This window comes from Sphingomonas sp. SDUR79, from assembly GCF_056821745.1.
This window is the reverse complement of record NZ_JBPDIN010000001.1, coordinates 3,523,874-3,548,633: the sequence shown is the minus strand read 5'-3', so window position 1 is coordinate 3,548,633 and position 24,760 is coordinate 3,523,874. Positions and strand designations below refer to the sequence as shown.

Below are 24,760 nucleotides of genomic sequence, written 5' to 3'. Positions count from 1 at the left end.
GCCCCGCAAAACGGGCGAGCGACCAGGGACGCGGCGCATCAGTTGAGCGCTCCGAAGCCGCATGCGGTGCTGCCTTCGACCCGGGCGCTTTGAACGCCGGCGTTGCGCTGCTCGGAGTTGAGTGCCTGAAAAGCCGACCCGCTCACCGACGCGGCGGTGCTACCGGCGGCCGCAGCGCCGACCGCCCCGCCATTGTGCTGCTCGACGCCAACGGCGGCATCCCCGCCGACGTCGCTGGCCGAATCATTGCCGGTCGCATGCGCGCTGGTGCCGGTGACTGTCGGTGAGTTTGCAACGGCGCTCTGCGTCCCGCTATTGCCGGTCGCGCTCGCACCAACCGAGCAATTATACTGGCGATCGATGGTCGTATTGTAGACCGGCGCAGCATAAACACCGGCGCGGCGCTTCATCATCAGGTCGAGCGCCGCCGTCCGTGCCGCCAGGTCCTGGGGCGTTGCAAACTGCCAGTTGCGGTTCTCGCTCACGTCCTGCGCGCGCGCCGTTGGCGCAGCTATGCCGATGACCAGCGCGGGGACGATCACGCCGAGGCGAAGCGCCCGTCGGCTCGTGAAACCTGTACAATCTTCCATCTGCCAGCTCCCGTCGCCGTGGCGGGTGCCCGGCGTTGGGAGAAGCAAGAGAAGCGGAAATTCTGGTGCCGCAACAGCTTTGTGCGCTCAGCAAAGCATAGCGAAATATTGGCGCGGATTGGCGAGGTTCGAATCTCGCCTTGTCGGGGTCTTGCGCGTGAGCAGGTCGTTCGTCCGAATCGCTCCCACCGCAGCCAAAGCCCCGACTCCTCGACCAAATGGACTCGCAGTCTCGTCCCGATTCGACTAGTTAACGGGCGGGGAACATGCTGACCGCGTCATCAACATCTTCCGGTGCAAAGCCGCTGCTCTCACCCAAGCAGATCGCTGTTCTGCGCCTTGTTCAGTGTAATCTCACTTCCAAGGAGATTGGCCTTCGAAGGGGAGTAACCAGTTACGCTGTTGATGCGCTCATTGAGCGGGCAATGCAGCAGCTGGGCGTATCGAGCCGGATGGAAGCGGCACGCTGGGTCATGCAGCACGTCCCCGGGCCATACGAACGGTTCGTATATGAAGCGCAACCCGTTGCGGGCTGGAGCCTGCCCGCTGCATCCATCGAGCCGTCGGATCAATCGAGCGAACCCGAGGAAGCAGGAGTAGCGGAGGCAATTGCCGCTTACACCCCGCCAGATTGGGCAAGCAAGGAAGGACCCCGGCAGAGAGACTGGTGGGATCCAGGAACGATAGGCCCGAGGATGCGTCTGGCGCTGATTCCAGCGGCAGCCTTCCTCACGCTGGCGATAGCCTTCACCCTCCTCGCGGCGGGCATGGCAGCCAGTGACTGGGCAAATCGGAACCTTGCCCCCCACCAACAGGCCAACAGATAGCTGCGGTGCCCTCGCGCACTGCGGGGGAGTGCTGCATGTCCGAATTTATCCATGAGATCGCTGCGGAAGTTTCGCCCCTCCTTCGCAAGGCCGAGGAGGCGAACGAAACCGCAATCGCTGCCATCGCCGATTTGATCGCCGGGACGGTCAGCAAGCGTCGCGAAGCGGGGGTGTGTCCATCCGAAGCGCAACCCACCATTCTGCTGCTGCGGAAGGCGCTGTCCCAGGCGGTGGACTCGAACGGGAACGTCCTTCGCGCGCATGGTCGGCTTCACCAGCAATATAAAACGCTCGCCAGCGACGATCTCCACCCGTTCACGCAGGAAGGCACGAGGAAGGCGTCGCTGGACGCTTCCGAGCACAGGCGTCCTCGCCGCCATCTGACGATCGCAAGCGCGCAGGGTTGACTGGAATGGCGGAGCCGGTCGAACTGGGGTCATGCGACCTTCGATCCTTGCCGGCTTCGCCACCTTCGTTCTGGCCGCCGCGTTCTACACTGCGAGCAACCTCGAACAGCTGGACAGGCTTGGGCTCGCGCCGTTCATTCTCGGCGTTTCGCGAAGCTCGTTCTTCCTGGCGCTGGCGGTCGGTGGTTGCCTGTATGCAATCCGGTGCGGTGGCGGGCCAGAGAGGATCATCGGCGCGACGATCCTTGCAACGGTCGTCGCCGATCCGATCCTTCACCTGGCTCTGAACGTCCGGTTTGTGAGCGTCGATCCGACGCACCTCATCATCGATGTCGCAAGGTTTGGAGCGTTCACGCTCGTCGCCCTTCGCGCAAACAGGTTTTGGCCGATATGGTTGGCAGGACTTCAGATGCTCGCGCTTGGCGCGCACCTGACCCGGGAAATGGAGCTTTCCATTCATCCCGTGGTCTATGCCGTGATGAAGGCGATGTGGAGCTACGGGATGGTGGTTCTGCTCGTGTTTGCCACCCGACATCATCAACGGCTGATCGCAGGCGGCGCGACGCGGAAGTCCTGGAGCAGCTTCTCTCCGCCTGCGCCGAACGGGGCACCGCCAGCCAAACGCTGATTGAGAAGTTCGGCTCTTTGTCTGGTGTCCTGACCGCGACGCCACCCGCAATCGCCAAGGCCACATCGCCTTCCGTCGCGGGCGTCATCGCGGCCCATCAGCGCCTGTTGGAGCACAGTCTGCGCAACCGCCTGCTGGATGCGCCGATAACGGCGAGCGGCGACGATCTGCGGCGCTATCTCATCGCGACGATGGGCGACAGGAGAACCGAGCGGCTCCGCGCGCTCTATCTCGACAGCGGGAATCGGCTCATCACGGACGAGGTCGTCGCCGATGGCACCCCGTCCGGAATCTGGGCCGAACCACGCCTGATCCTGAAGCGCGCGCTTGAACTGAATGCCGCCGCGCTCCTCGTGGTCCATAACCACCCTGGCGGGCAAATGTCGGCGAGCGAGCAGGACCGGCGGTTCACCCGTGCCCTCGCCGACGCGTCCGCCCCATTGGGCATTTGTCTTCAAGATCATCTGATCGTTGCAGACGACCGGTGCCTGAGCCTGCGTGCAGAGGGGCTGATCCAATGACGACCCACAGCCACTCGAATGGAGCACTCGGCAGCGAGCAACAGTCCGAGGTTTGGCGGCGGCTGCGCTCGCTGGTCGAGGCGATCCGGGAGGAGGCGCTGGCCCATACCGGCGTCGTCAGCCTGGCCGAGCCGGCAGAAAGAGCGATCACCGAGGCGGCGAAGGCGCTCTATACCGCCCGCCGCCGCCGGAGCCAGTATTTCCAGGCGTTGTCCGGCATGTTTGAGGAACCAGCCTGGGACATCCTGCTGGATCTGTTCATTTCCGAGCGCGAAGGCCGCGAAGTCTCGGTATCGTGTGCATGCATCGCAGCAAATGTGCCGTCTACGACCGGTCTGCGATGGCTTGGCGTGCTGGAGGAGCAGGGGGCAATCCTGCGAGAACCGCACCCGTCGGATCGAAGGCGGATCAATCTGCGGCTTTCGGACGAAACGCGGGCTGCCATGTATGTCTACATCACAGAGGTTGTGACCGGCCGAGCCGGATGACCGGCCGCTTTCGTCTCAAGCGCCAAGGCAAGCGCGTGATCGATATGGCAAGCCACGAGCGACATCCCCGCTTCGTCGGCACAGCGCAAGGCAGCGCGCAGATGTTGCACGACGCCGTCAGCGGACTCTGTTTGGTCCTCGATCAATTTTTGCTCCTGTCGCCCCGTCGGCTTACACGCTCTGCAGCATGAATTGCACGACCTTCATCGAGCGCGCATCGACAAGGCTTCCGTCCCACGATGCGTGCGGTCGAAGAGTGATCTTCAGGATGATTCCCGATCAATCAAGCCAAAGTAAAACCACTCAGCGCCCAGCTATGTAAAACGCGCCTGGCTCGTGCTTCGGCTCACACCATGGCTGGGGGCGTTCAGATGACCAGCCCGCGACGGTGCTTCCCGATCACACAGACCAATCTGGAAGGCATCGGCAGGTGCGCTTTCTCGCTCGTCCAGACGGCATCGAACCGCTCGATTGTCTCGCGTGCGGCCTTGAGCACCGGTGTTGCTGCAATCCGTGCCTTGTCGGCAAGACGGACCAGCGTCTCCTCGTTGAAGTCGCTCCATTCTTTCGACCGGCGGAACTTGAGGGCTGCCTGCTCGCCCGGCAAATACGCGATGGTCGAAAGGAGATCATAGGCCGGCGACAGAATCGGGCGCCTGCCATCAGGGTAGATGAGCGACCAGTTCTTGAGGTGCATGTCGCCATTGCCGATCAGCACGCTGAAGGTCAGCCGGCGGATGAACTGATCGACGCTCTGCTCGTCGGTTGCGTCCGCGAGAACCTCAAGGATGTTGCGATAGCTGGCCTTGCCATATTTATCGTCGGGATAGACGCTGAACACCTGCGCGAAATCCTCGATATGGATCCTGCCTTCGGGCGAGCGATCAAAGCGTCGGATGGCAAATGCGCTTTCGCCGAGCTGATCGATGCCTTCGGGCAGGCCCTCGATCTGGTGGAGCGGGAGAAGTTCGATTTCCGGGACGTCGATACCGACCAAACGGGCAAGCGTCATGATCGAATATTCATTCTCGGGGACGCTGGCGAAATTGGTCGAGGGGAGTTTGACGATCCACTCGCCGCCATCGCCGCTGACGGCGATCGTCAGTCCGCCCTTCTTGCCCTGATTCTTGAGTGCGGAGAATTTGAGCTGCACCCCGGCGAGCGAAAAGCGGAAGCGCTCGGGGATAGCCGCTGCCACCTCGGATACCTGCGCCACATTGGTGGGCGCCACCTCGCTCGGGACCGCCCGTACGGCACCCGGCAGGTCACCACCCAGCGCCGCAAGAAGCTGGAACTCGCGCACCGCCTTCACGCCAACCTGGCGCGCCAGATAATCCTTGAGCGCACCTTCCGGCAGCAGGTTGGAGAAGAACGGCTCGAGCCGGACGCGATGCGCGCGCGGTTCGTTGATCAGCGCTCCATATGTATCGCGATAGCCCAGGCTCAGTGTCGGCCGCTGCGCGTCGGCCACATAATCCTCGGCGAAGCTGAAGATCGTCCGATCGCCCTCGATCGCGACGAGGGTACCGACCTTGCGGTTGGCCAGGTGGATGTCGAGCGCGCGCGTCTCAGTCATCATCGTCCCCGTCATCCAGACGATAGGCGGGGACCGCCGAAGGCGGTGCGACAGTCGATAGCCCATGGGCATGCGCGTTGCGCAAGATCCGCAGGTTCCGGCTCGCGCGCTCGAATAGTTGTCCGAGTTTGGTGTTGTCGAGTCCGGCTGTGGCGAGCTTCAGCCTCGCCTGCTCCGCAGGCGCAATGGCGCGTTCCAACGCCTTCAGCCGCTCGGCATCATAAGGATACAGCTTCAATTCCCTGATCGTGGGCAGCAGTTTTTGCACCGCACTCAGATCTGGATGGTTCGTTTGGATGTGCTCCAGCGCTCGCTCCTGCCGCGCGAGCGTCGCCAGCGCCCTGCTTTGCGCGCTGTATTCAGTTTCGCTTTCGACCGCGCGCACGGCCCCTTCGACCGCCGACAACGCTTGACGCGGCAGCAGCTGGACGTCGAGGTCGAGCGCGCGTGCCAGTTCGACCAGACTGGACAAGCGGATATCAACGCGTCCCTGCTCGATCTTTGAAATATGCGCCTGCGGCACCCCGGTGCGCTCGGCCAGAGCGCGCTGGCTGAGGCCCTTGCGCGTGCGCGCGTCGAGCAGCTTGTGCCCGATCTCTTCAAGGATCGCATGATTGATGATGTTTTGCATATCACTTAATCGGATTCATGTGCTTTGATATATCACATGCCGCCCTTCGTCAAGGAGTTGACGTAGCATTGTATATCAATTGCCGTTTCCGATGTAGTTTTACATATAGACATTAAGAAGGTGTCAGATCGGACCGGTTGTCGCTTGTTGACGACAGTATATCGGGTCACCCTCCCCGCCTTGCTACGCTGCTGGGGAGAGGATGATGGAAAAGGAACTGCCGATCCCGAAATGCTTCGACGATCCGGCCGACGCCGCTGCGCGGCTCAAGGAAATGTTCGTCGATATCGGCCAGGCGCGCGACACGCGGCTCAATCCGCCGCCCGCGCAGCGCGCGGTGTTCCGCAAGCTCCACGGCGTCGCCCATGGCTGGCTCGAGCGGCACGCCGATGTCCCGGAAGACTGGCGTGTCGGCATCTTCGCGCATGAGCGGCTGACGGCATGGATGCGCTTCTCAAGCGATACCGGGCCGACCGACCCCGACCTTGGCAGCATGTGCGGGATCGGCATCAAGCTGTTCGGCGTGCCGGGCGAGAACGCCCTGGGTGAGACCGGCGAGACCGCCGATCTCATCATGCAGAATATCGACCGCTTCTTTCTCGACACCGCCAGGACGATGGTCGAGTTCACCTATGCTGGCGTTGTCCAGAAGGACTATGATTCCTATCTCGCCAAGCACCCCGACATCAACGCGGTGCTGAACGCGATGAACGCGCCGCGCGGCTCCTGCCTCACGAACACCTATTGGGCGATCCTGCCCTTCCATCTCGGCGACGAGCTGGTGAAGTATCGCCTCGTGCCCGAAACTGCCGCCGAGGATGTGCCAGATGACGCGAATGATTATCTCAGGACCGACCTGACCAACCGGCTTGCCGAGCGCGACTACCGCTTCACGCTTGAGGTACAGCGGCGCACCAATCCCGCGACCATGCCGCTCGACGCGGCCAATATCGTGTGGCCGGAAGCCGAGAGCCGGTTCGTTCCGATTGCCACCCTCGTTATTCCGCGCCAGCGGATCGATGCGCCGGGACAGGCCGACTATGGCCAGAACCTCTCGTTCAACATCTGGCGCGTGCCGCCGGCCAACCGCCCGAGCGACCAGTCCTCGATCGCCGTGGTGCGCCGCAGCGCCTATGCCGCCGGCGCCGCGATGCGCCAGCGTGCCAATGGCCAACTTACCAGCGACCCGGACGAGCCCCGAGCGGTCGAAGCAGACCCGCTCGAACGCGACGATTGCATTGTCCAGGCGGTGATCCACCCGGCGATCGGCATTGCCCGGGTCGGAAGCAGCGACGAATACTTCTACGGCCCGGAAGTGACCGATCCACCGCCCCTTCCGCCGGGCAGCTATCGCGACAAGGACAAGCGCCTCAAGCGCCAGGCCGCACGCTTCCGCATCTATGGCATCAACGCGCGCGGCGAAATCGTGCGCGAGCTGACCGGCAAGGAACCCGGCGCCAAGATCGAGTGGACCGTCAAGCTCGCCAATCAAAAGGCCGCCTGGTACGGGTTCCAGCTCGCGCTCGACATTCCCGAAGCCAATTATGCGCCGCCGACCACGCTGCGCAATCCGGGTGTCGCCGACCGCACGTCGCTCGCAATCGAGGCAAAGCCGCAGGTGCTCAAGGGTGCGAGGGCGCGGGCGAAGAAGTTCGAGGGCCGCTTCGTCGATACCCCCGTCTATCTGGGCGAAGCCATGACCGATGCCGAGCAGCGCCTCACCGTGCTTGGCGGCAAGGGTGTATCGGCAAGCATCGATGGCAGCGCCGCGATCACCTTTGCCAACAACGAAGGCTGGTATGACGATGTGTCGGATGGCCCCGTCACCGCCAAGGTCGTGCTGAATGGCGAGGAAATCCAGGTAATCCCGGCCTGGGTGGTGGTCGCCCCGCCCAATTACGGCCCGCAGCGCAAGTCGGTGCGGACCATGTGGGACCTGATGCGCGACGTGGCGATCAAGGCGGGCAAGCTCGCCGCCCCTACCCGCCCCTCCTTCACCCGCGACATCCTCCCGATTTTCGAGCGGATGCAGGGGCTGCAATGGGTCAATGCCGGCTTTGCCGCCGGGTTCGGCTGGGAGGGTGTGTTCGACCTGACGAGCCCAGCCGCGATCGCGCGGCTCGGCAGCACGAGCCCCGCCTATCGCGAGCAGCGCCGGGTCATCTACAACAACTTCCGGAATTTCGAGACCGACGCCAATTCGCCGGTGCCATGGCCCTGGCTCTATGGCGATGCGATGAACATCCCGCCGGTCGCCAGCCCGCGCCAGAATTCGGTACTGAGCGATTGCCAGATGGCGATACTGTGGCAATGGTCCGAGGGCAATTTCGACGCGGATTATGATCCTGCGGCAGTGCCGCCAGCCAGCATCGAGGCGGTACCGCTCGCCGAGCAGGGCGACATGCTCACCCGCGCCGCGCTCGAATTCTGCCTTGCCGACGCCTTCCACCCCGGCTGCGAGATGACATGGCCGGTGCGCAGTACGACCATGTATATGGCGCCCTTCCGGTTCCGCCATGCGCCGCAGGGCTGGATCGCACCTCGGCCGAGCGAGGTGCTCACCCCGGACGATGTCACCATTCCCAACGGCCCACTCTATGGCCAGCAGGCTGGCGGCATCACGCGCTGGATGGCGGTGCCGTGGCAGACCGACACGAGCAGCTGTCGTTCGGGTTACACGCCAAGCTATGACCCCTATGTCCCGTCTTTCTGGCCAGCGCGCGTGCCGAACGAGGTGCTGACCAGGGAGAATTACGACATCGTGATGGACAAGAGCCGACCGCTGTCCGAACGGCGCAAGGCCTTTGCCAATCGCGAGGCATGGATCGAGCCGTTGGGGGCCGATGGCTATACCCATCAGATCAACAACATGATCCACCATTTCGATTTCCTCGGCGTGGTCGAGGTGCGCGAGGGACCCGGCGACGCCGACTTCCCCGCCCTTATCGAAGTCGAGGATTATGCGCGCCTGATCACGCCTGAAGAGGAACAGCTGAGCGAACCGGCCAAGCGCGCGACGCAGATGCTGCGGATGGCTCCGGCCGCAGCGCCCGGCCCCGTGGCCCGTCGCGGAGAACGTTCGGCGACCGAGGTCGATCTCTCAGGGATCGCGCTGGTCAATCGCTTCCCCAACGGCCTGCCGCCGCAGCGGCGCTGATGCCCATCGTAGTCGATGTTGCGATCATCGGCGCAGGCGCAGCGGGCGCGAGCGCGGCCTGCGTCGTTGCGCCTGCCGCGTCGGTGGCACTGATCGACCGGGTCGCCGTGCCGGAGTGGCGGATCGGTGAAAGCCTGCCGGGCGCCGCGCACCGGCTCCTCAAGTCAATCGGCGCCTGGCCGCGCTTCGTCGCGGCCGAACATGGTCAGGCTCTCTTGAAGATCAGTCGCTGGGGTTCGAATAATGCCGTCGAGCTCGACCCCATGCGCGACCCCGACGGGCCCGGATGGCAACTGGACCGTGCGAGGTTCGAAGCCGACCTTCGCGCCGACGCAGCCGATCGCGGGGCGGTCTTCGTGCACACAGGCGTGAGCGGCGCCGTGCGGGCGTATAATCGCTGGTATCTGTCGCTCGATAATGGAGAGACGGTGGTCGCCAGACGACTGATCGATGCAAGCGGGCGGCGATCGCGGCTGCTCGCCAAATTCGGCCAGTTCAAGCTGGTCACCGATCAGCTCGCCTGCATCTATGCGCGGCTGCCGACAGACCTGCCCTATGATCCGGTAACCTACACCCACGCAGTCCATAACGGCTGGTGGTACACGGCGATGGTGCCCGGCGGCGGACGGGTGATCGCGTTCCATTGCGATACGGACAGCAGGATACTGCGCATGATGCTGCGCAACGGGGTGCTGGCGGCAGCACTGCGCGTTCCACATCTGGCCGCAGCGATCGGACAGGTTGCCCCGTCGCAGGCGGTAATGCAGCAGGTCTGCGCCGCCAACACCATTGCCCGGAGCGCCGCCGGGGATGGCTGGCTTGCGGCGGGTGACGCTGCCATGGCGTTCGATCCGCTCTCCTCCCAGGGGCTGTTCAACGCGCTCGCAACAGGTCTCGAGGCGGGTGAGGCCACGCTGGCGCTGCTCGCCGGCAACGAGCGCGCTACGGTGGATTATGCGAAGCGGATGGGCCGCATCTGGCAGGCCTATCTCGGTCACCACAGGTTCTATTATGGTATGGAGGGTCGCTGGCCTCAGAGCCCGTTCTGGAGGCGTCGTTGTCTGCAGGATCAGGCGGCATAACCGCGGCAGGCCACCGGGTGCCTCCGGCCGGACCTGAATCTGCCCCTCACGGCCAAGGTGCAATGGCTTTCGGCGACATCGCCGCGTCCGTTCGCCAATTCCAGGAAGAGGCGCAAAGCACTGCGGCGGACTCTGCTGATCCGCCGCGCCAGCCTCAGAACACCGCCGAAGCCGGGCAGGCTTTGAAGACCCTCAGACCATTGTCCCAGTCGCGCCGGTAGATCGCCTGGCGCTGCCTGAGCTGCCAGCATGACAGGTCACCCTTCGCCCCCCGAACCACTGCCAGGGTCCGCCCATAGCGATCGGTGCCGACACGCTGGATGTGGAGCTTGCCGGTCAGCGCCGCCTCGAGGCTGCGCTGAGATGCCTTCGGATCGCCCGGAGCGCATTTGCGGCCTGCTCGGCATTTTCCTTTCTCGGGCGCGTCGATCCCCAGCAGGCGGATCCGCTCACCGTTGCATCTAAGCGTGTCGCCATCGACTGCCTGACATGTTCCAGCGGCAGCCAGTGCAGCGGAGAGAAGCAGATAAAACACCTAGACCCCGTAACGCTTGTTCCCGCCACGCGTGATGCAATAGCGCCCTCCACGCGGTCCTACGCAAACACGTCCGCCATTGCATGGACAATCGCCGCTCTCGGTGGTCCCCCGCGTGCCGCTCGCGCTCGAACCGCGACGCGCGGAGCGCCGCTTGCCTGACGACCGCTTCTTACCCTTGGCCGCTGCGTCGTCGGGGATGCCAGCGACCGCCAGTGCGATCATGGCCCCCAACCAAAGCCTGCGGTTCATGTGCCGTCCCCTTCATTCGCATCCCACCCCGTCGCCGTCCCGGTCCAGCTTGCGGCTATAGCCCGGATCGCCTGCATGCACCGGGGCTGCACCCGCTGCCCGGGCGGCGGCGCTGTTCGGATAATATGCAGACCCACCAGTCAGGCGACGCGCCGGAGCAGGCGCGGCCGACTTGCTGGTGTGGCAATGCCGCGTCCCGGTCTTGCGGTCCCGATGGCAGCCATTTGCATCGGTGCCGCCCGAGTGCGGTGCGCTCGCCATCGTCAAGGCAATGGTGGCGAGCACAATCATGTCATTGGGCCTTCGGAGGCGCAGCTGGAACTGGCTGCGCGGGCGCTGGCGCGGCGGGCACCGCAACGACCACGGGGGCGGGCGCTGGAGCTGCCCCAAAGACGACAGGCACATCCTCGTCGAGGAAGCCAGTCACGGCACCACCAAGTGGGAGGTTTGCGCTTGTTCCTGTCGTGAAGAAACCGGCGATCGGCACGAATGCAATAGCCGCAACCACGCCCGCCGTGCCGGTGACGCCCTTGTCGTCGAAGCTGCCGGTCAGGCGTATCTGGCGACCATTCACGCGAAGCGACACGAGTTGCGCGCCGATCCGGCCGGACTTGCCCCACATTCCCTTGTTTCGCACTTCGGTAATCTCGCCAATCGCGGGAGTGCCAGCGGGGATCACGACATACTCACCCAGCCGAATGTCTTCCGCGACTTCAAGCTGGAAGCGTTGGCCGACGCGCAAGTTCTTGCCCTTCGTCGTCAACGCCTCAGCCATCTTGAGCGGCACTTTGGTACCAGCCCGCAGGACGCTGGGCGTTTCAGCCGGAGCAATCATTGGAACAACCTGCTGCGGCATGGGCGCAGGTGTTACAGCAACAGGCGCAGGGCTGGTCGTCGTCGCAACCGGCTGAGTTTGGGCATTGGCACCAGTTGCCAATAGCGCGCAGCTCAGCGCTGCAATTACGCGATGTTTCATTGATTTACCCCCTCCAACGGCGAGTCGCCGCTATTTCCGCACGCTGTCGGCAGTAAAGTTAATCGTCAATTAGATTTGAGGGGCGCAACTACCGATCGCAATAGTCAGTATTACGCCGCTCCCAACAGCGCTGTGGGTCAGAACCGGCCTCAACACTGCAGCAGCTTCTCGATGCACAAGCGGTGCGGATTACCCCCTCGACAATCTTAATACATCCAATATGGATGTAAATTGAGACCTCAGCTGCGCGGCTTGAAAGGGAAGTGCCATGTCCGACGACACGAATATGAACCCTGTGGAGCTTGCAACCGAACTGACGATCGCGTGGCTCGGCAACCAGAATAACCGCGTGCAGGCGGATGAAGTCCCGGCATTTTTGCGCACCATGCATGCGACGCTGACCGGACTGTCCGGCGCAACTTCCGTGGCGAATGACTCCCAGGTTGACGCCGAACCAGCGCAAGAGTTCGTGCCAGCCGTGACCGCTCGCAAGTCGCTGGCGTCGAAGGATCACATCATTTCGATGATCGACGGCAAGCCCTACAAGATGCTGCGGCGGCATCTGTCGACCCATGGCCTGACGCCCGAAGAGTATCGTGCGCGTTATAATCTCAAGCCCGATTACCCGATGGTCGCAGAGAGCTATTCGGATGCGCGGCGCGCGATGGCGAAAAAGATCGGTCTCGGCAACAAGGGCCGCGCGGCTAAGAAGCGGGCACCGAAGTCTGCCTGATCCAGGTGAAGTATGTTGGTTGCAACGCGGCCGGCCGGCTTGTGGCAGAGTGCTTCAGCGCGTCGAGCGGAGCCTCGTCGCGGCCTGGTGCTTTGAATTAACGGGGCCAACCTTTCCGGCTTATCAACCTCGGCAGAGTCAGCAAATTCCGTGGTTGCTCGATGCGATGGATGCAACCTGGCACGTGACGTTATCCTCGGGCATGCGGTTGGACCCGGAGCATCGGGCTATTCGTCGAAATCAGCGGTCGCGAACACCCGCCGGGCAATGAAGATCCCGAAGATCGGAACCCCGGGGAAGCGTTCGCTCAGCATGAACTGCATAGCGCGATAATGTGTTCCTGCGGTGAGCACGTCGTCGAAGATGCCGATGACCCTGGGCGCTGCCTGGGCCTGCGCTTCATCGATTTCATAGACCGCCAGCAAATCCTCGACCGAGGGGCGTTCGCCGGCTGCCACTTCATGCGCAGCCGGGGTTGAGCGTTTCTGGCGGACTATAGTCCGGACATCGAGGTCGGCACGGATGCCCCGGCAGATGCGCTCCATGCGGTTGTCATAATCGGGATGATCGGCCGCTTTTGACGGCGGCACCGGCACCAGTGTTGCAATGTCCAGCCAGTCTGCGCGCAACGCCGTCGCGAAGTACCCGGCGCACTGCGCAATCGCTTGGTTCTTGTATTTCTGGTTGGGCTGGCCGGGCTTCTTTTTGAGATTGCTGATCAGGCTGTTGGTGGCGCTAAAGCTATAGCCCTGCCCCGACGTATATTCGAACAGAAACATGCACTTGTCCGCCAGGGTCAGGCGGGCATGAAGATCGATATTGTCAGCATCGATCTCCGTCAGCCGGATCAGCTCAGCCAAGAGCAGTCCAGATATCGTCGGTCGACTTGATACGGATCGCACCCTGCGTCTCGAAACGCGCGGGCCAGGTGATGTCTTTGCGCTCAAAGCAGGAGTCAAGAATGAACAGCTTTCGACCCTGATGAAGCGCCGCGCGCGCCTGGGTCAGCGTCCCCGACGTTTCGCCGGCTTCGACGATGACCGTCCCCTCTGTCAGTGCGCTCATCGTTACATTGCGCTCGGGGAAGAACAGCTTGTTCTGGGGTACCCGCTGGCGATCGTAGCGCAGCACCGGCACCTGCGAGATCAGCAGATGCTCGGCCGCGATCAGGTCCTGCATTTCGCGGTGCGCCTTGGGATAATAGAGGCCGAGCGGGGTGCCGATCACTGCGATCGTACGGCCACCGGCGTGCACGGCACTCCTGTGCGCCGCGATGTCGATCCCTTCAGCAAGGCCCGAAACGACGGTAAACTTGCGCTCGACAAGCTCACGCGCCAGGCGGCGCGCGCGGCGAACCCCATCTTCGCTCGCCTTGCGGCTTCCGACGACCGCAATTGATCGGGTCTCGCTCAGTTCCCAGGCACCCTGATAATAGAGCATCTCGACTGGGTGGCGCGCGTCGCGCAGCTTCTGCGGGTAATCGCCCGCGTGATGGATGCGCACCCCGAAACGATCGACGCCACGCGCCTTCATCAGCGCCAGCGTTTCGCTCGCACACTGGTCAGCCGCCAGCGCTCCTACGAAATCGGAGGGGAGTGCGGTCGGATCGTTCGCGAACTTGTCCGCCAGGGTTTTGAAGGTTGCCCCCTGCTCCAGCCAGAGCGCTTCGTAAGCCCCAAGCTCGCGCCGGGGAGAAATTGGCGCCAGCGCGGGACCGCCGGCCGGGCCGAGCTTTGCCATCATGTTCATGAGATCTGCCCGATCATCTGCAGGTGTACCCCGTCACAGCAGCAATCCAGCCAAACCGATGCCGCACATTACAGAACTGCGCAAGCGTCGCAAAGCTGCTCGACCTGCCGCGCCGCTAGACCGGCCAGGCGGAGCAAGCGGCGATCCTTATATATGTTCTTTCTATGTTCCACAAGCAATCAGCACCGAATCCGACCGATCGCCAGCGCGGCCATTGACGCGATCATGTCAGTGGAAGATGGTCGCGCGGAGTGCTGCGTACCGGCTTGGGAGACCCGTCATGCGCGCCACGATTCGTCGAATTCGCCGTACCTTGTGCCTGGTCGCGCTTCTGTTCGCCGCGGCCATGCCCTCGCTTGCGCAGGCGCAGGATCTTGTCGTCACCCGACATGTCACCGTACGCACCGAACCCGACCGCAGAAGCGCCAGGGTCGATTATCCTGCGATCGGTACCGAACTGGTTCTGCTCGACGACGGAGTCCGTCGGTCGGGCTATTACCATGTCCGCCTGCCCGACGGCCGCGAAGGATGGGTCTACCAGACCTATGTGCGGCGCATTCCCGCAGGTTCCGCCGAGGCCTTGCTTCCAGCGGGACAGATCGCGGTCCACTATATCGATGTCGAGCAGGGAAATTCAGCACTGCTGGAATTTCCCTGCGGCGCGATCCTGATTGATGCAGGCGGACGGGGTGACCCCGCCGAGGCCCGGTTGCTCTCCTATCTGGACGCCTTCTTCGCCCGCCGCAGCGATCTGGGCGGTCGGTTGGCATCCATCTTCATCACCCACACGCACATCGATCACAATACCAGCCTCGACAAGGTCGCGTCGCGCTACAAGGTCGGCGGCTATGTCTATAACGGCATCGCCCGGGGCTCCGGCCGGCACGATGCCAAATGGATGCTGAGCCATGCCCAGCAAGCCTCGCCGCCGATCGGACTGCGCCCGGTCTCGCAAGGCGATGTCGAGGCCGCAGGCAAGGCGGGCCTGACCGATGCGATGATCGACCCGCTCGCCTGCGCCGGCACCGACCCCAAGGTTCGCATCCTCGCCGGCGGTCGCGAGCTTCCTGACGGTTCCGAGTTTCGCCCGGCGGACTGGGGCGATGAAGACATGGACAATGGCAACAATCACAGCCTCGTCATTCGCGTCGACTATGGCGAAAGCTCCTTCCTCTTTCCGGGCGATCTTGAAAATGCCGGGATCGCCGACCTGCTGGCACGCTACGCCGGCACCGCGATGCTCGACACCGATGTGCTGCTCGTCAGCCATCATGGCGCCGCCAACGGGACGACCGCGCCATTCCTCTCCGCGATCTCGCCGCAGATCGCGGTCATCTCGATGGGGCCCTGGACCACACAGCAAAAGTGGACTGCCTGGGCTTATGGTCATCCGCGCAAGGTGACGACCGATCTGCTCTACGGTGCGGTGAGTGGCAGGCGACCATCCCGGCAGGTCCAAATTGCCACGGGCACCAGGAACTTTACGCCCTTCGCAATGGACCGTGCCGTCTATGCGACCGGATGGGACGGAACCGTCACCGTGCGCGGCGATGCCTCGGGGCGGTTGCAGGTCACCACTGCTCCATAGCAGGAGCACGGCGAAGCGCGGGGGGCCAGCCGAGCGCCCGCTAAGGCTTCGGGCAAAGCCGTCACGGGATCGTCAGAGCAGTTGCCTTCGACATCATCGCTGGAATGCTGGACTGAGCAACGGAGTGGAACTTGATCGAACTTCTTTTCGACCAGACCCTGAGCGACGCCGCCTTTCGCCGATGGGTTGATGCTATGCTGTCTGCGAGTCGTCACGAAGGGACGGGATGGCTCCTCAACCAGGGGGGCCTGTTCTTCACCAATTACGGCCAGGCGGCCGCTGGCAAGATCGACGACCAGGTCATGCTCGGCCACGACACCGAAACGCACGATGGCACCGTCAAGATAGTCCGCCCCGATGTTAGCAAAGGTGATCGCGGGAAGCTGACTACGATCGGACGGTCAGACGATGGCGCGCTGATTCTGCTGCGCGAAGGATGGCTCCAGCCCAACAATGTCTCCCGGTTGATCAAAACCGACTTCGCCGCGCTCACCGGCCTTCAGCCCGTCGCCGTGAATGTGGGCGGCAATCGCTCGAACCGTCAGTGGTTCGTCGTCGCCGACCTTTCTAAATCGCGAAAGGCGATCGTCGATCAGACCAACGCCTTCACGCTAGCCTGCATCCGCGCCCGCACTGCGGCGGGCGGAGGCAAAGTAACCGTGCCTGAACCGAAACCCTACACGCTCGGGCTGGACGAGAAGGGGCGCGTCATCGTCGTCGAGCGAAAGGGCGGCAAAGCGGCGGTGCGTTTGCTCCAAGGCTACGTCTTCGAAGCGCTCAGAAAGCGCCTGGGCGATGCGCTGACCAAGCCCACGGCCAATGGCTATGCCGTCGATAGTCTGTTCGAGGCCGCCGATCTCCTCGTGGAGATCAAAACCGGGACGTTCGCCATGCATTGCTACGAGGGCGTCGGCCAGCTGATGCTGTATCCGTCGCTGATCGGACTGCGTCCTGGGCTAAAGCGCGCGCTGCTGCTGCCCGACTCGCCGCCGCTTCGCGCGGTCATGGCGCAGGCGCTCCATGACGCGGAGGTTGAGGTCTACACTTACCAGTTCGGAGACATTGGCGATAAACCGAAGATCAAATTCGCTGCTGAGTTTCTTGCCGCGTGCAAGGGCCCGCGAGGCTGACTGGCCAATCCGACCATAGTCGCCATGAAAACCGGCTCCGTCGCCCGAAATCCGGTGCTAAGCGGTTCGGATGACCGATGATGTTCCGCGCAAGGGCTTCGATATTTCCCAGGCCCTCAAGTCGGCAACGGCAGTGTTGCCGGGGATCGGCGAAGTCTCGGTTCGCATCCGCACCGTCTCCTTCCTCAAATGGTTCGGCGAGGGCGAACGCACGCGCCGCTGGCAGGATGGCGCGCAGTTTCTGCGGATCCTGTTGCGCGAGCGCGTCGCGCCGCGCGAAGATGTCGAGCAAACCGACAGGCCCGGCCTGGATCCAGCCATCATCGACGCGCTGGATACGGACCGGCTGGAGACAATCGCTGAACAGCTGCTCGTCGCGGCGATCCCGATTTTCCACTCCCTCGACGCCGCCAGGAAGCGCGATGCCGAGGAAGGAAGCGCTCCCGAGCCCGCAGAGGCCGGGGATAACGCCAAACCGAGCGAACGGCTTCTCGCAGGCGCGCGCCGCTACCATCTCGATTATGAGACTGGCCAGAAGGATGCCGCACGTCGCATTACCGAGGCGCTCGGTGTCGGCTCCGTCATGCGCGACCTCAACCGCCACAACAAGCTGATCCAGCTGAGCCGCGGTCTCGACAGCGTCAACCTGGGGACGATCGGACAAACGCGCCTAGATCAATTTGCCCGCGGCGAATTGCTTGGCCGCGCATTTCGCGAGCAGGACGCGATCGGCAAGCTTTTCACCGCCGACTCGTATTTCAACACGGTTGGCAACCTCTCCAAGATTTTTGGTCTGACGCAGATGGGCGCGGATCGCTGGACCACTGCCAACCGCATGCTCGGCCTTGGCATTTCCAGTTCCGTACTGGCCGCCGCGCAGGGGCTAACCGCATCGTCAATACTTACGCAGTTCGAACGCGAAGCTGCGGCGATGTACCGGCCCGGTTATCAGTCCATTGCGTCGCTGGCGCTGGATGGAGAGATTGCGCGCGGCGCGGCCTCGGACCTGCTCCACGAGTATGATGCTGATCGGGTTGAAGGGCCTCTGTTCGATTCGGTACTCGATGCGATTGAAGTACTGGACGATGACGATGCGCCTCCGTCCGCACGTTTGGCACTTCTCGAGCGCGTGATCGGTCTGATCCGGGGCGCAGGCAGCTGGGCGACATCGCCTGTCAATATGGCCGGTGTGGTCGGGATCATCGGCGCTATTGCCGGTGTGCTTGCGCTCTATCCCGAGCTCATCCCCTTTCGAGCTGAGCCCGAGCCCAATAAGGAAATCGTAGAAGCGACCGCGGAACTCAAAGCCCTTCGCAAAGATCTCGCAGCGTCACGCGATGCAGGCGACCGCAAGCATATCCGCTATGTTCATGGCCGCGCCAATCTGCGCGTATCGCCAGAACGGCAAGGGCTCGTGATCAGGATCGTCTATCCCGACCAATGGGTGGAAGTGCGGGACGCACGCGGCGATTGGGCGCGTGTCGCGGTGTATGATTATGCGTCCGATGCTCCGGTCGAGGGCTGGATCCATCGCGGCAATCTTCGCGTGGTGCCCGAATGATGCTCGAGGGGAAAGCCTTCCCCTGACGGCCAGCCCTTCGGTCTGGCCCTACCCCTTCTGCGGGGGAGCAAATCCCCCGCAACGCCCCCTTGAGAGGAAGAGTGCGGCCGGTTCGGCCGTGACGGGTCGGAGCCGAGAGAGAGTCTCGCGGCGCCCGTCGCGGAGAATTTCCATGGCAACTGTCCTCAATCACGATCCCGCGCCGCCCTCGCGGTCCAGGGCCTACAAGGTCGACATCTCGCGCGGTTCGCGCATCGGCCGCGTCGCGTCCGAATGGTTCTCGCGCCCCGACGACGAGCGCTATCTCTCGCTCAGCGAGCTTCACGCAGCGGTCGAGGCACGCGCGCGGCGTGCCACCACCCGCACCGTTGAGACCCGCGCGGTCCGCATCGAGGCGGCCCGGGACAATGCCGAACGGCTCGCGCTGATCGTGCCGGGCCGTGACGAACCGGTTGCCCCGACCCATTGGTCGTTCGGGCAGCTGTGCAGCCTCGTCGGAGCGCCGTCGGGCTATCTGCGCGAGCTGCCCGCGCCGCTCGCCGGTATCAACCTCCAGCACGGACTGCTCAGCCATCGCGGCGAGCTGATCAAGACGCTCGAGACCGAGGATGGACGCACCGAGCTGCGGGCCGTGACCGGCCCAGACTATGGCCGGATCTGGGACCATGAGCTGGTCGCCGCGGTGATGAAGATCGCCGGCAACGGCACCGGCGATACACGCTGGAAGGTACCGGGCCTGCTCGACTGGTCGACCATGACCCACAACCCGCATGTCGAGGTGACCAGGGATACCACGACGCTGTACGCGAGCGACCGCGACGTGTTCCTGTTCCTGGTCGATGACGCGCATCCGATCGAGGCGGGCAGGCTGCCCAATGGCGACCCGGACCTGTTCTTTCGCGGCTTCTATTGCTGGAACAGCGAGGTCGGCGCGAAGACGCTCGGCATCGCGAGCTTCTACCTCCGCGCGGTCTGCATGAACCGCAACATCTGGGGTGCCGAGGGCTTCGAGGAAATCAGCATCCGCCACTCCAAGTTCGCCGCCAATCGCTTCGCGCACGAGGCGGCGCCGGCGCTGGAGCGCTTCGCGACATCGTCGCCCCAGCCCTTCATGACGGGCATCATGGCGGCCCGGCAGCGGATCGTCGCGCGCACCGACGAGGATCGCCAGGATTTCCTGCGCAAGCGCGGCTTCTCCAGGGCCGAAACCGGCAAGATCATCGCGACGGTGCTCGACGAGGAAGGGCACCCGCCCGCCTCGATCTTCGACTTTGTCCAGGGGATCACCGCACTGGCGCGGGCGCGGCCGCACCAGGATGCGCGCCTCGATCTCGAGGCCAAGGCCTCCAAGCTCCTGGCCGCAGCCCACTGATCCTCCCCGGCGTCGCGTTCGGGTCCGGCGCAGTCCTCTCCTCCCTCAGAGGTAGAGGGCTGCGCCGGCTTCATGACGGGTTGGAGGTCGAGAGAGAGTCTCCCGGCCGCCCGTCATGGAGAAGTCCCATGACCAAGCATGCCAGGATCGCGCTCAGCGCATCGCGCGACATTCCGTTCAACCTGCTGGTGCTGAGCCAGTCCAACGTCCGGCGCGTCAAGGCCGGAGTGTCGATCGACACGCTCGCCGCCGACATCGCACGGCGGGGATTGCTGCAGAGCCTGACCGTGCGCGCCGAGCGCGACGGTGCGGGCAATCCCACCGGCAAGTTCGAGGTGCCCGCCGGCGGCCGGCGCTTCCGCGCGCTCCAGCAGCTCGTCAAGGGCAAGCGCCTCGCCCGCACCGCGCCGGTCCCCTGCATCGTGCGCGAGGATGACGCCATCTCGGCCGAAGAGGATTCGCTCGCCGAGAACACCCACCGCGAGGCGCTGCACCCGCTCGACCAGTTCCGCGCGATGCAGCAGCTCGCCGACCAAGGCACCGATGTCGAGACGATCGCCGCGACCTTCATGACCACGCCTGCGGTGGTGAAGCAGCGCCTGCGGCTCGCCTCGGTCTCGCCAACGCTCCACGCCATCTATGCCGAGGACGGCATGACGCTCGAGCAGCTGATGGCCTTCTGCGTATCCGAGGACCATGCACGGCAGGAGCAGGTCTGGGAGCAGTTGCAGTCGAGCCACAACAAGCTGCCCTGGATGATCCGCAGCAAACTCACCGAGCAGGCGGTGCGCGCGAGCGACAAGCGTGCGCGCTTCGTCGGGCTCGACGCCTATGTCGCCGCCGGCGGCTATGTGCTGCGCGATCTGTTCGAGGATGATGATGGCGGCTGGCTCCAGGATGTCGGCCTGCTCGAGACGTTGGTCGCCGCCAAGCTTAGTGCCGAAGCCGAGCGCATCGGCATGGAGGGCTGGAAATGGATCGTCGCCGCGATCGACCTGCCCTATCGCTATCATGACGGCATGCGTCCGATTGCGGGCGCGCAGACCGAGCTGACCGAAGAGCAGGAAGCGCGGCTGGCGGCGCTCCGCGCGCAAGCCGATGCGCTCGAAACCGAATGGGCCGAAGCGCGCGACATCCCCGACCATGTCAATGTCCGGGTGACTGAGATCGACGAGGAGATCGCAGGACTGGTCCAGCGACCGCTTGTCTATGATCCCGAAGAGCTGGCGCGCGCAGGCGCGTTCGTCACGATCGACCGCTTTGGCAATCTCGAGGTCGATCGTGGCTATGTCCGTCCCGAGGACGAGCCTGTCATTGCTTGCGACGCCGCGGACGACGGCGAGGCGGACGCGCCCCTTGGCCAGGACGGCATCGCTGCGGACGCGGCACCCGACGAGCCGGCTGCGGACGCGGGGGATGGCGCGGACGAGGAGGAGGATCCGGACGATCTGCGCAAGCCGCTTCCCGACCGGCTCGTCACCGAGCTGACCAGCTGGCGGACCCTGGCGCTGCGCAACGCCGTCGCGCTCAGTCCGCAGGTGGCGTTCGCTGCTGTACTACACGCGGTCGTGCTCGACACCTTCTATGCCTATTGCGGCACCGAGAGCTGCATCGGCATCGCGCTGCGCGGTGGCACGCTCGCCGCCCAGGCACCGGGTCTGTCGGATTCGCTCCCGGCACGGGCGATCGACGAGCGCCATGCTGCCTGGGGCGAGCGGCTTCCCGACGATCCCGAGCAGCTTTGGGACATGCTCGCTTGCCTGAGCGCCGAGGACCAGGCGCTGCTGTTTGCGCATTGCGCATCGTTCGGCATCAACGCCGTGTGGGAGCCGGCCAACCGCTACAATGGCGGCCGGGTGTCGGCGCGGGCGGTCGCCGGACGGATCGCGCACGCGCACATCCTCGCGCGTGCTTCCGGGCTCGATCCGGTTGCCGCGGGCTGGTCAGCGAGCGTCGACAATTATCTCGGCCGCGTGACCAAGCTGCGGATCCTTGCCGCGGTCGAGGAAGCAAAGGGTCCGGAGACTGCCGCCCGGCTTACCGGCCTCAAGAAGCCCGACATGGCGCGCGAGGCCGAGGCGATCCTCGCGGACAGCGGCTGGCTCGCCGAACCGCTGCGCACGCCCGTCGCGCCCGACCCCGCGCCGCCGGTCGCGCCGGCCGAGACCGGCGCGGCAGAGCAGCCGGGCGACGATGCGGGGGACGAAGCACCGCTCGCCATCGCCGCCGAATAGGCCGGGCACCTCCGGGGACCCGTCGTGCGGCGGGTCCCCATCTTTGCAGGAGCCTGTCATGGCCCGTGCCTCCGACATCTCCCGGCAGCTCGCACGCAACGCCGAAGCCGTGTGTCGCCACTATCTCTCCGCCGGCCATCGCGACGGCCGCTACTGGATCGCTGGCGATGTGCACGGCTCCAAAGGGCACAGCCTTTATGTCCGGCTGAAAGGTCCCGATCGCGGCAAGGGCGCCGCCGGCAAATGGACCGATGCCGCGACCGGCGAGCATGGCGATCTGCTCGACCTGATCGGGGCCCATTGCGGCCACCGCGCGCTCGCCGACACGCTTGCCGAGGCACGCCGCTTTCTGTCGCTTCCGCAGCCGCTCTTTGCCGTTGAGGATACCGCTCGCGTGCCGCACGGCTCGCCCGCAGCGGCGCGGCGGCTGTTCGCTGCGTCCCGGCCGATCGGCGCGACGATCGCCGAGCATTATCTGCGGACGCGCGGGATTTGTGGCGTGCGCACCGAGCCATGGCTGCGCTTTCATCCGCGCTGCTGGGTTCGTCGTGGCCCTGACGACCCCGCCAATACGGCCCGGGCATTGCCGGCGCTGATCGCCGCAATCACCGACGCCGACGGCACGATCACCGGGGTGCAACGGACCTGGCTCGACCCTGCCGATTGCGCCAAGGCAAGGCTCGCACGGCCGCGCCGCGCGATGGGCAATCTCCTCGGCAATGGTGTCCGCTTCGGTTCAGCAGGTCCGGTGATGGTCTTCGGCGAGGGCGTCGAGACAATCCTGTCGCTCCGCATGGGTCTGCCGCGCATGCCGATGATCGCAGGGTTATCCGCAAACCACCTCGCCGCCCTCACCTTCCCCGCGCCACTGCGCCGCCTCTATGTCGCGCGCGAGGCCGATCGCGCGGGGACGATGGCGTTCGCCGCCCTGTCCGAACGCGCCACGGCGTGCGGGATCGAGCTGCATCCGCTCGATTCAGTCCGCGACGATTTCAACAGCGACCTGTGCGCCGACGGGATCGAAGCGCTGGTCGAGCGCCTGCGCCCGCAACTCGTGCCGAAGGACGCGGGCGGCCTGCGCTGACCTGGTGCATCCGCGAGCGCGTGGCGGGCCAGTCCATCTGCGAGAGCCGCGCCCGGCCTTCCAGAGGGCGACGGGGCGGCAAACGGCGCGGGCGCGCAACGGCTTCGCCCGGCTATTTTCCGCCGCGGGCGCGGGCGCCCGCTTTGCATCGCGAGACAAAATAGCCGGGCTTCGCCGTCCTTCGCTGCGCTTCGGCCTCCCGGCTGCGCCGGCCGCTGCGCTCGCGGTGCGCGCCCGCGCCGCCCGCCGCCTTTTGTCGCGCGAAGGCCGCGCGGGGCGCGGACAAGCAGACAGGAGACAGGCCATGACCGACCATGATTGCGCGGAGCCGCAGGGCTCGCATTTCTCGCAGCTCCTCCAGGAACTCGAACTGTTCGGGCGCAGACCGTTCGACGATGAACTCGACCCCCGCCCCTTGCCCGAGGGCCGGCTGGTCGAGGGCGCCGCCGCCGACACCTTCGATTGCATGATCGCCTGTCTTGGCGACACACGGCTCGAACCCGACCTTGAAGATCTGCTGTGGGGCTTCACCAATGTCTTCCACCGTGCGGTCGAGCGGATCGAGCGCGAGCTCGATGGCAATGAACTTGGCCAGCGTCGGCTGCAGCGCGAGCAGGACGGCTCGGAGATCAGGTCGGTCGAGCTCGAAACCGCGATTGCCGAAGGGCGCACCATGATCGAGCGCCGCGACGCGATGGAGGCATTTCGCGAGGCCTTTGCCGAACAGTTCCGCCACCATCTGCGCAAGCCCTGGCTGCCGCGCAGCGGATCGATGCTCAACCGGCGCGCGATGACCGCGGCCGTGATCGAAAGCCGCGAATTCGTGAACGACCGGCGTTATGCCGATGCGAAGCTGCTGCTTCCGCCCGGCGAGCGCATCTATGTCAGCGGCGGCGCCGATTACGACGATCATCGCCGTATCTGGCAGCTACTCGACGATGTGCATGGCCGGCACCCGCAGATGGTGCTGCTGCATGGCGGGTCGCGCACCGGCGCCGAGCATATCGCCGCTCTGTGGGCACGCGAGCGCAAGGTCCCGCAGGTCGCCTTCGCGCCGGACTTTGCGAGGTTCAGCCGTGCGGCCGCGCCGTTCAAGCGCAACGACCGCGTCATCGCCCTGATGCCGCGCGGGATCATCATCTTCCCCGGTGGCGGCATCCAGGACAATCTGTTCGACAAGGCGCGGGTCGCAGGGATCGCGATCCTCGATCATCGCCGGCGATGAGGGTCGCCCTCGCAACGCTCCGGCCAAAGCCGGGCGCGTCCGGCCTGGGCCCGCGCCGGCGCGCCGCAACCTGGGGGCTTGGCCCCCAGGTCCTCCGCTTGCGCTCCGGCCCTGCGGGTGCACCCCGCCTCCTGCGCGAGCCCGCTCGGCCTCTCCCGCCCGGCTTTGGCCGGCACAGGATGGAGACTGATCATGGACGCAGAGCTTGTTGAACTTCGCCGCCGCCTCGAGACCATGCCCGAGCGCGCGCGCCAGGTGTTCGAAAGCGCGCGCTTCCGCGACATGGACTATCCCGCCATCGCCGCCGAGCTTGGCGTGACCGTGGAGGAGGTCGAACGGCTGATGGCGCGCGCGATGCGGCATCTGCTGGCGGGCGGCCCTGCAGACATTGAGCAACCCTCCCGCCACGGCTAG

The 24,760-nt window shown here is 64.7% G+C and carries 24 protein-coding genes; 16 read left to right on the top strand and 8 right to left on the bottom strand.

What is annotated here, in order from left to right:
- Positions 1–38: 38 nt before the first annotated feature.
- Entirely contained in the window at positions 39–590 is a 552-nt protein-coding gene (locus ACRYLO_RS17510; RefSeq protein WP_482661336.1) for a hypothetical protein, read from the bottom strand.
- A gap of 266 nt (positions 591–856) precedes the next feature.
- On the opposite strand from ACRYLO_RS17510, the gene ACRYLO_RS17505 reads away from it, so the two are divergent.
- From ACRYLO_RS17505 to ACRYLO_RS17485, 5 genes are read left to right on the top strand one after another with little or no spacing between them, the layout of a single operon-like run.
- The gene (locus ACRYLO_RS17505) at positions 857–1,417 is read left to right on the top strand and encodes a helix-turn-helix domain-containing protein (RefSeq protein WP_482661335.1); all 561 of its coding nucleotides are present in this window, start codon (positions 857–859) and stop codon (positions 1,415–1,417) included.
- 35 nt (positions 1,418–1,452) lie between these two features.
- Positions 1,453–1,824 (top strand): hypothetical protein, encoded by a 372-nt coding sequence (locus ACRYLO_RS17500; protein ID WP_482661334.1) that lies wholly within the window; start codon positions 1,453–1,455, stop codon positions 1,822–1,824.
- Between the two features lie 31 nt (positions 1,825–1,855).
- Positions 1,856–2,452, top strand: coding sequence for a hypothetical protein (locus ACRYLO_RS17495; RefSeq protein ID WP_482661333.1), 597 nt, complete (start codon positions 1,856–1,858; stop codon positions 2,450–2,452).
- 17 nt (positions 2,453–2,469) lie between these two features.
- The gene (locus ACRYLO_RS17490; RefSeq protein WP_482661332.1) at positions 2,470–2,973 is read left to right on the top strand and encodes a JAB domain-containing protein; all 504 of its coding nucleotides are present in this window, start codon (positions 2,470–2,472) and stop codon (positions 2,971–2,973) included.
- A complete protein-coding gene (locus tag ACRYLO_RS17485) occupies positions 2,970–3,461 on the top strand; it encodes a MarR family transcriptional regulator (protein WP_482661331.1) in 492 nt (163 codons plus the stop codon). Before ACRYLO_RS17490 ends, ACRYLO_RS17485 begins: the two co-directional genes overlap by 4 nt.
- Positions 3,462–3,828: 367 nt before the next feature.
- Here ACRYLO_RS17485 and ACRYLO_RS17480 read toward each other — a convergent pair whose 3' ends face one another.
- Positions 3,829–5,037, bottom strand: coding sequence for a type II toxin-antitoxin system HipA family toxin (locus ACRYLO_RS17480; protein WP_482661330.1), 1,209 nt, complete (start codon positions 5,035–5,037; stop codon positions 3,829–3,831).
- A complete protein-coding gene (locus ACRYLO_RS17475) occupies positions 5,030–5,668 on the bottom strand; it encodes a helix-turn-helix domain-containing protein (RefSeq protein ID WP_482661329.1) in 639 nt (212 codons plus the stop codon). The genes ACRYLO_RS17480 and ACRYLO_RS17475 overlap by 8 nt, the downstream gene beginning before the upstream one ends.
- A gap of 205 nt (positions 5,669–5,873) precedes the next feature.
- Here ACRYLO_RS17475 and ACRYLO_RS17470 point away from each other — a divergent pair, with 205 nt between their 5' ends.
- Both ACRYLO_RS17470 and ACRYLO_RS17465 read left to right on the top strand, forming a co-directional pair.
- The gene (locus tag ACRYLO_RS17470) at positions 5,874–8,825 is read left to right on the top strand and encodes a LodA/GoxA family CTQ-dependent oxidase (RefSeq protein WP_482661328.1); all 2,952 of its coding nucleotides are present in this window, start codon (positions 5,874–5,876) and stop codon (positions 8,823–8,825) included.
- Positions 8,825–9,907 carry a tryptophan 7-halogenase gene (locus ACRYLO_RS17465; RefSeq protein WP_482661327.1) on the top strand — a complete coding sequence of 361 codons (1,083 nt, stop codon included), beginning with the start codon at positions 8,825–8,827 and terminating at the stop codon, positions 9,905–9,907. The genes ACRYLO_RS17470 and ACRYLO_RS17465 overlap by 1 nt, the downstream gene beginning before the upstream one ends.
- A 154-nt stretch (positions 9,908–10,061) precedes the next feature.
- Here the strand turns inward: ACRYLO_RS17465 and ACRYLO_RS17460 are convergent, their stop codons facing one another.
- The 3 genes from ACRYLO_RS17460 to ACRYLO_RS17450 form a co-directional block, all read right to left on the bottom strand.
- The gene (locus ACRYLO_RS17460; protein ID WP_482661326.1) at positions 10,062–10,442 is read right to left on the bottom strand and encodes a thermonuclease family protein; all 381 of its coding nucleotides are present in this window, start codon (positions 10,440–10,442) and stop codon (positions 10,062–10,064) included.
- Positions 10,443–10,706: 264 nt separating this feature from the next.
- Positions 10,707–10,955 (bottom strand): excalibur calcium-binding domain-containing protein, encoded by a 249-nt coding sequence (locus tag ACRYLO_RS17455; RefSeq protein WP_482661325.1) that lies wholly within the window; start codon positions 10,953–10,955, stop codon positions 10,707–10,709.
- Between the two features lie 31 nt (positions 10,956–10,986).
- Positions 10,987–11,670 carry a hypothetical protein gene (locus tag ACRYLO_RS17450; protein WP_482661324.1) on the bottom strand — a complete coding sequence of 228 codons (684 nt, stop codon included), beginning with the start codon at positions 11,668–11,670 and terminating at the stop codon, positions 10,987–10,989.
- 268 nt (positions 11,671–11,938) lie between these two features.
- Between ACRYLO_RS17450 and ACRYLO_RS17445 the strand changes: the two genes are divergently transcribed.
- On the top strand, positions 11,939–12,403 hold the full coding sequence (locus tag ACRYLO_RS17445; protein WP_482661323.1) for a Ros/MucR family transcriptional regulator: 465 nt from the start codon (positions 11,939–11,941) through the stop codon (positions 12,401–12,403).
- A gap of 227 nt (positions 12,404–12,630) precedes the next feature.
- Here the strand turns inward: ACRYLO_RS17445 and ACRYLO_RS17440 are convergent, their stop codons facing one another.
- Both ACRYLO_RS17440 and ACRYLO_RS17435 read right to left on the bottom strand, forming a co-directional pair.
- Positions 12,631–13,263, bottom strand: a complete 633-nt coding sequence (locus tag ACRYLO_RS17440; RefSeq protein WP_482661322.1) for a hypothetical protein — start codon at positions 13,261–13,263, stop codon at positions 12,631–12,633.
- The gene (locus tag ACRYLO_RS17435; protein WP_482661321.1) at positions 13,256–14,152 is read right to left on the bottom strand and encodes a DNA-processing protein DprA; all 897 of its coding nucleotides are present in this window, start codon (positions 14,150–14,152) and stop codon (positions 13,256–13,258) included. Before ACRYLO_RS17435 ends, ACRYLO_RS17440 begins: the two co-directional genes overlap by 8 nt.
- A 280-nt stretch (positions 14,153–14,432) precedes the next feature.
- Between ACRYLO_RS17435 and ACRYLO_RS17430 the strand changes: the two genes are divergently transcribed.
- From ACRYLO_RS17430 to ACRYLO_RS17395, 8 genes are all read left to right on the top strand, one after another.
- Positions 14,433–15,740: an MBL fold metallo-hydrolase gene (locus ACRYLO_RS17430; protein WP_482661320.1), complete on the top strand. Its 1,308-nt coding sequence runs from the start codon at positions 14,433–14,435 to the stop codon at positions 15,738–15,740.
- A 131-nt stretch (positions 15,741–15,871) separates the two neighbouring features.
- Entirely contained in the window at positions 15,872–16,870 is a 999-nt protein-coding gene (locus ACRYLO_RS17425) for a hypothetical protein (protein ID WP_482661319.1), read from the top strand.
- Between the two features lie 70 nt (positions 16,871–16,940).
- Positions 16,941–18,431, top strand: coding sequence for an SH3 domain-containing protein (locus tag ACRYLO_RS17420; protein ID WP_482661318.1), 1,491 nt, complete (start codon positions 16,941–16,943; stop codon positions 18,429–18,431).
- A gap of 172 nt (positions 18,432–18,603) precedes the next feature.
- On the top strand, positions 18,604–19,803 hold the full coding sequence (locus tag ACRYLO_RS17415) for a DUF932 domain-containing protein (RefSeq protein WP_482661317.1): 1,200 nt from the start codon (positions 18,604–18,606) through the stop codon (positions 19,801–19,803).
- Between the two features lie 128 nt (positions 19,804–19,931).
- Positions 19,932–22,037, top strand: coding sequence for a ParB/RepB/Spo0J family partition protein (locus ACRYLO_RS17410; RefSeq protein WP_482661316.1), 2,106 nt, complete (start codon positions 19,932–19,934; stop codon positions 22,035–22,037).
- A 58-nt stretch (positions 22,038–22,095) separates the two neighbouring features.
- Positions 22,096–23,121 carry a DUF7146 domain-containing protein gene (locus ACRYLO_RS17405; RefSeq protein ID WP_482661315.1) on the top strand — a complete coding sequence of 342 codons (1,026 nt, stop codon included), beginning with the start codon at positions 22,096–22,098 and terminating at the stop codon, positions 23,119–23,121.
- A 304-nt stretch (positions 23,122–23,425) separates the two neighbouring features.
- Positions 23,426–24,346, top strand: a complete 921-nt coding sequence (locus tag ACRYLO_RS17400; protein WP_482661314.1) for a DUF2493 domain-containing protein — start codon at positions 23,426–23,428, stop codon at positions 24,344–24,346.
- A gap of 192 nt (positions 24,347–24,538) precedes the next feature.
- Entirely contained in the window at positions 24,539–24,760 is a 222-nt protein-coding gene (locus ACRYLO_RS17395) for a sigma factor-like helix-turn-helix DNA-binding protein (protein ID WP_482661313.1), read from the top strand.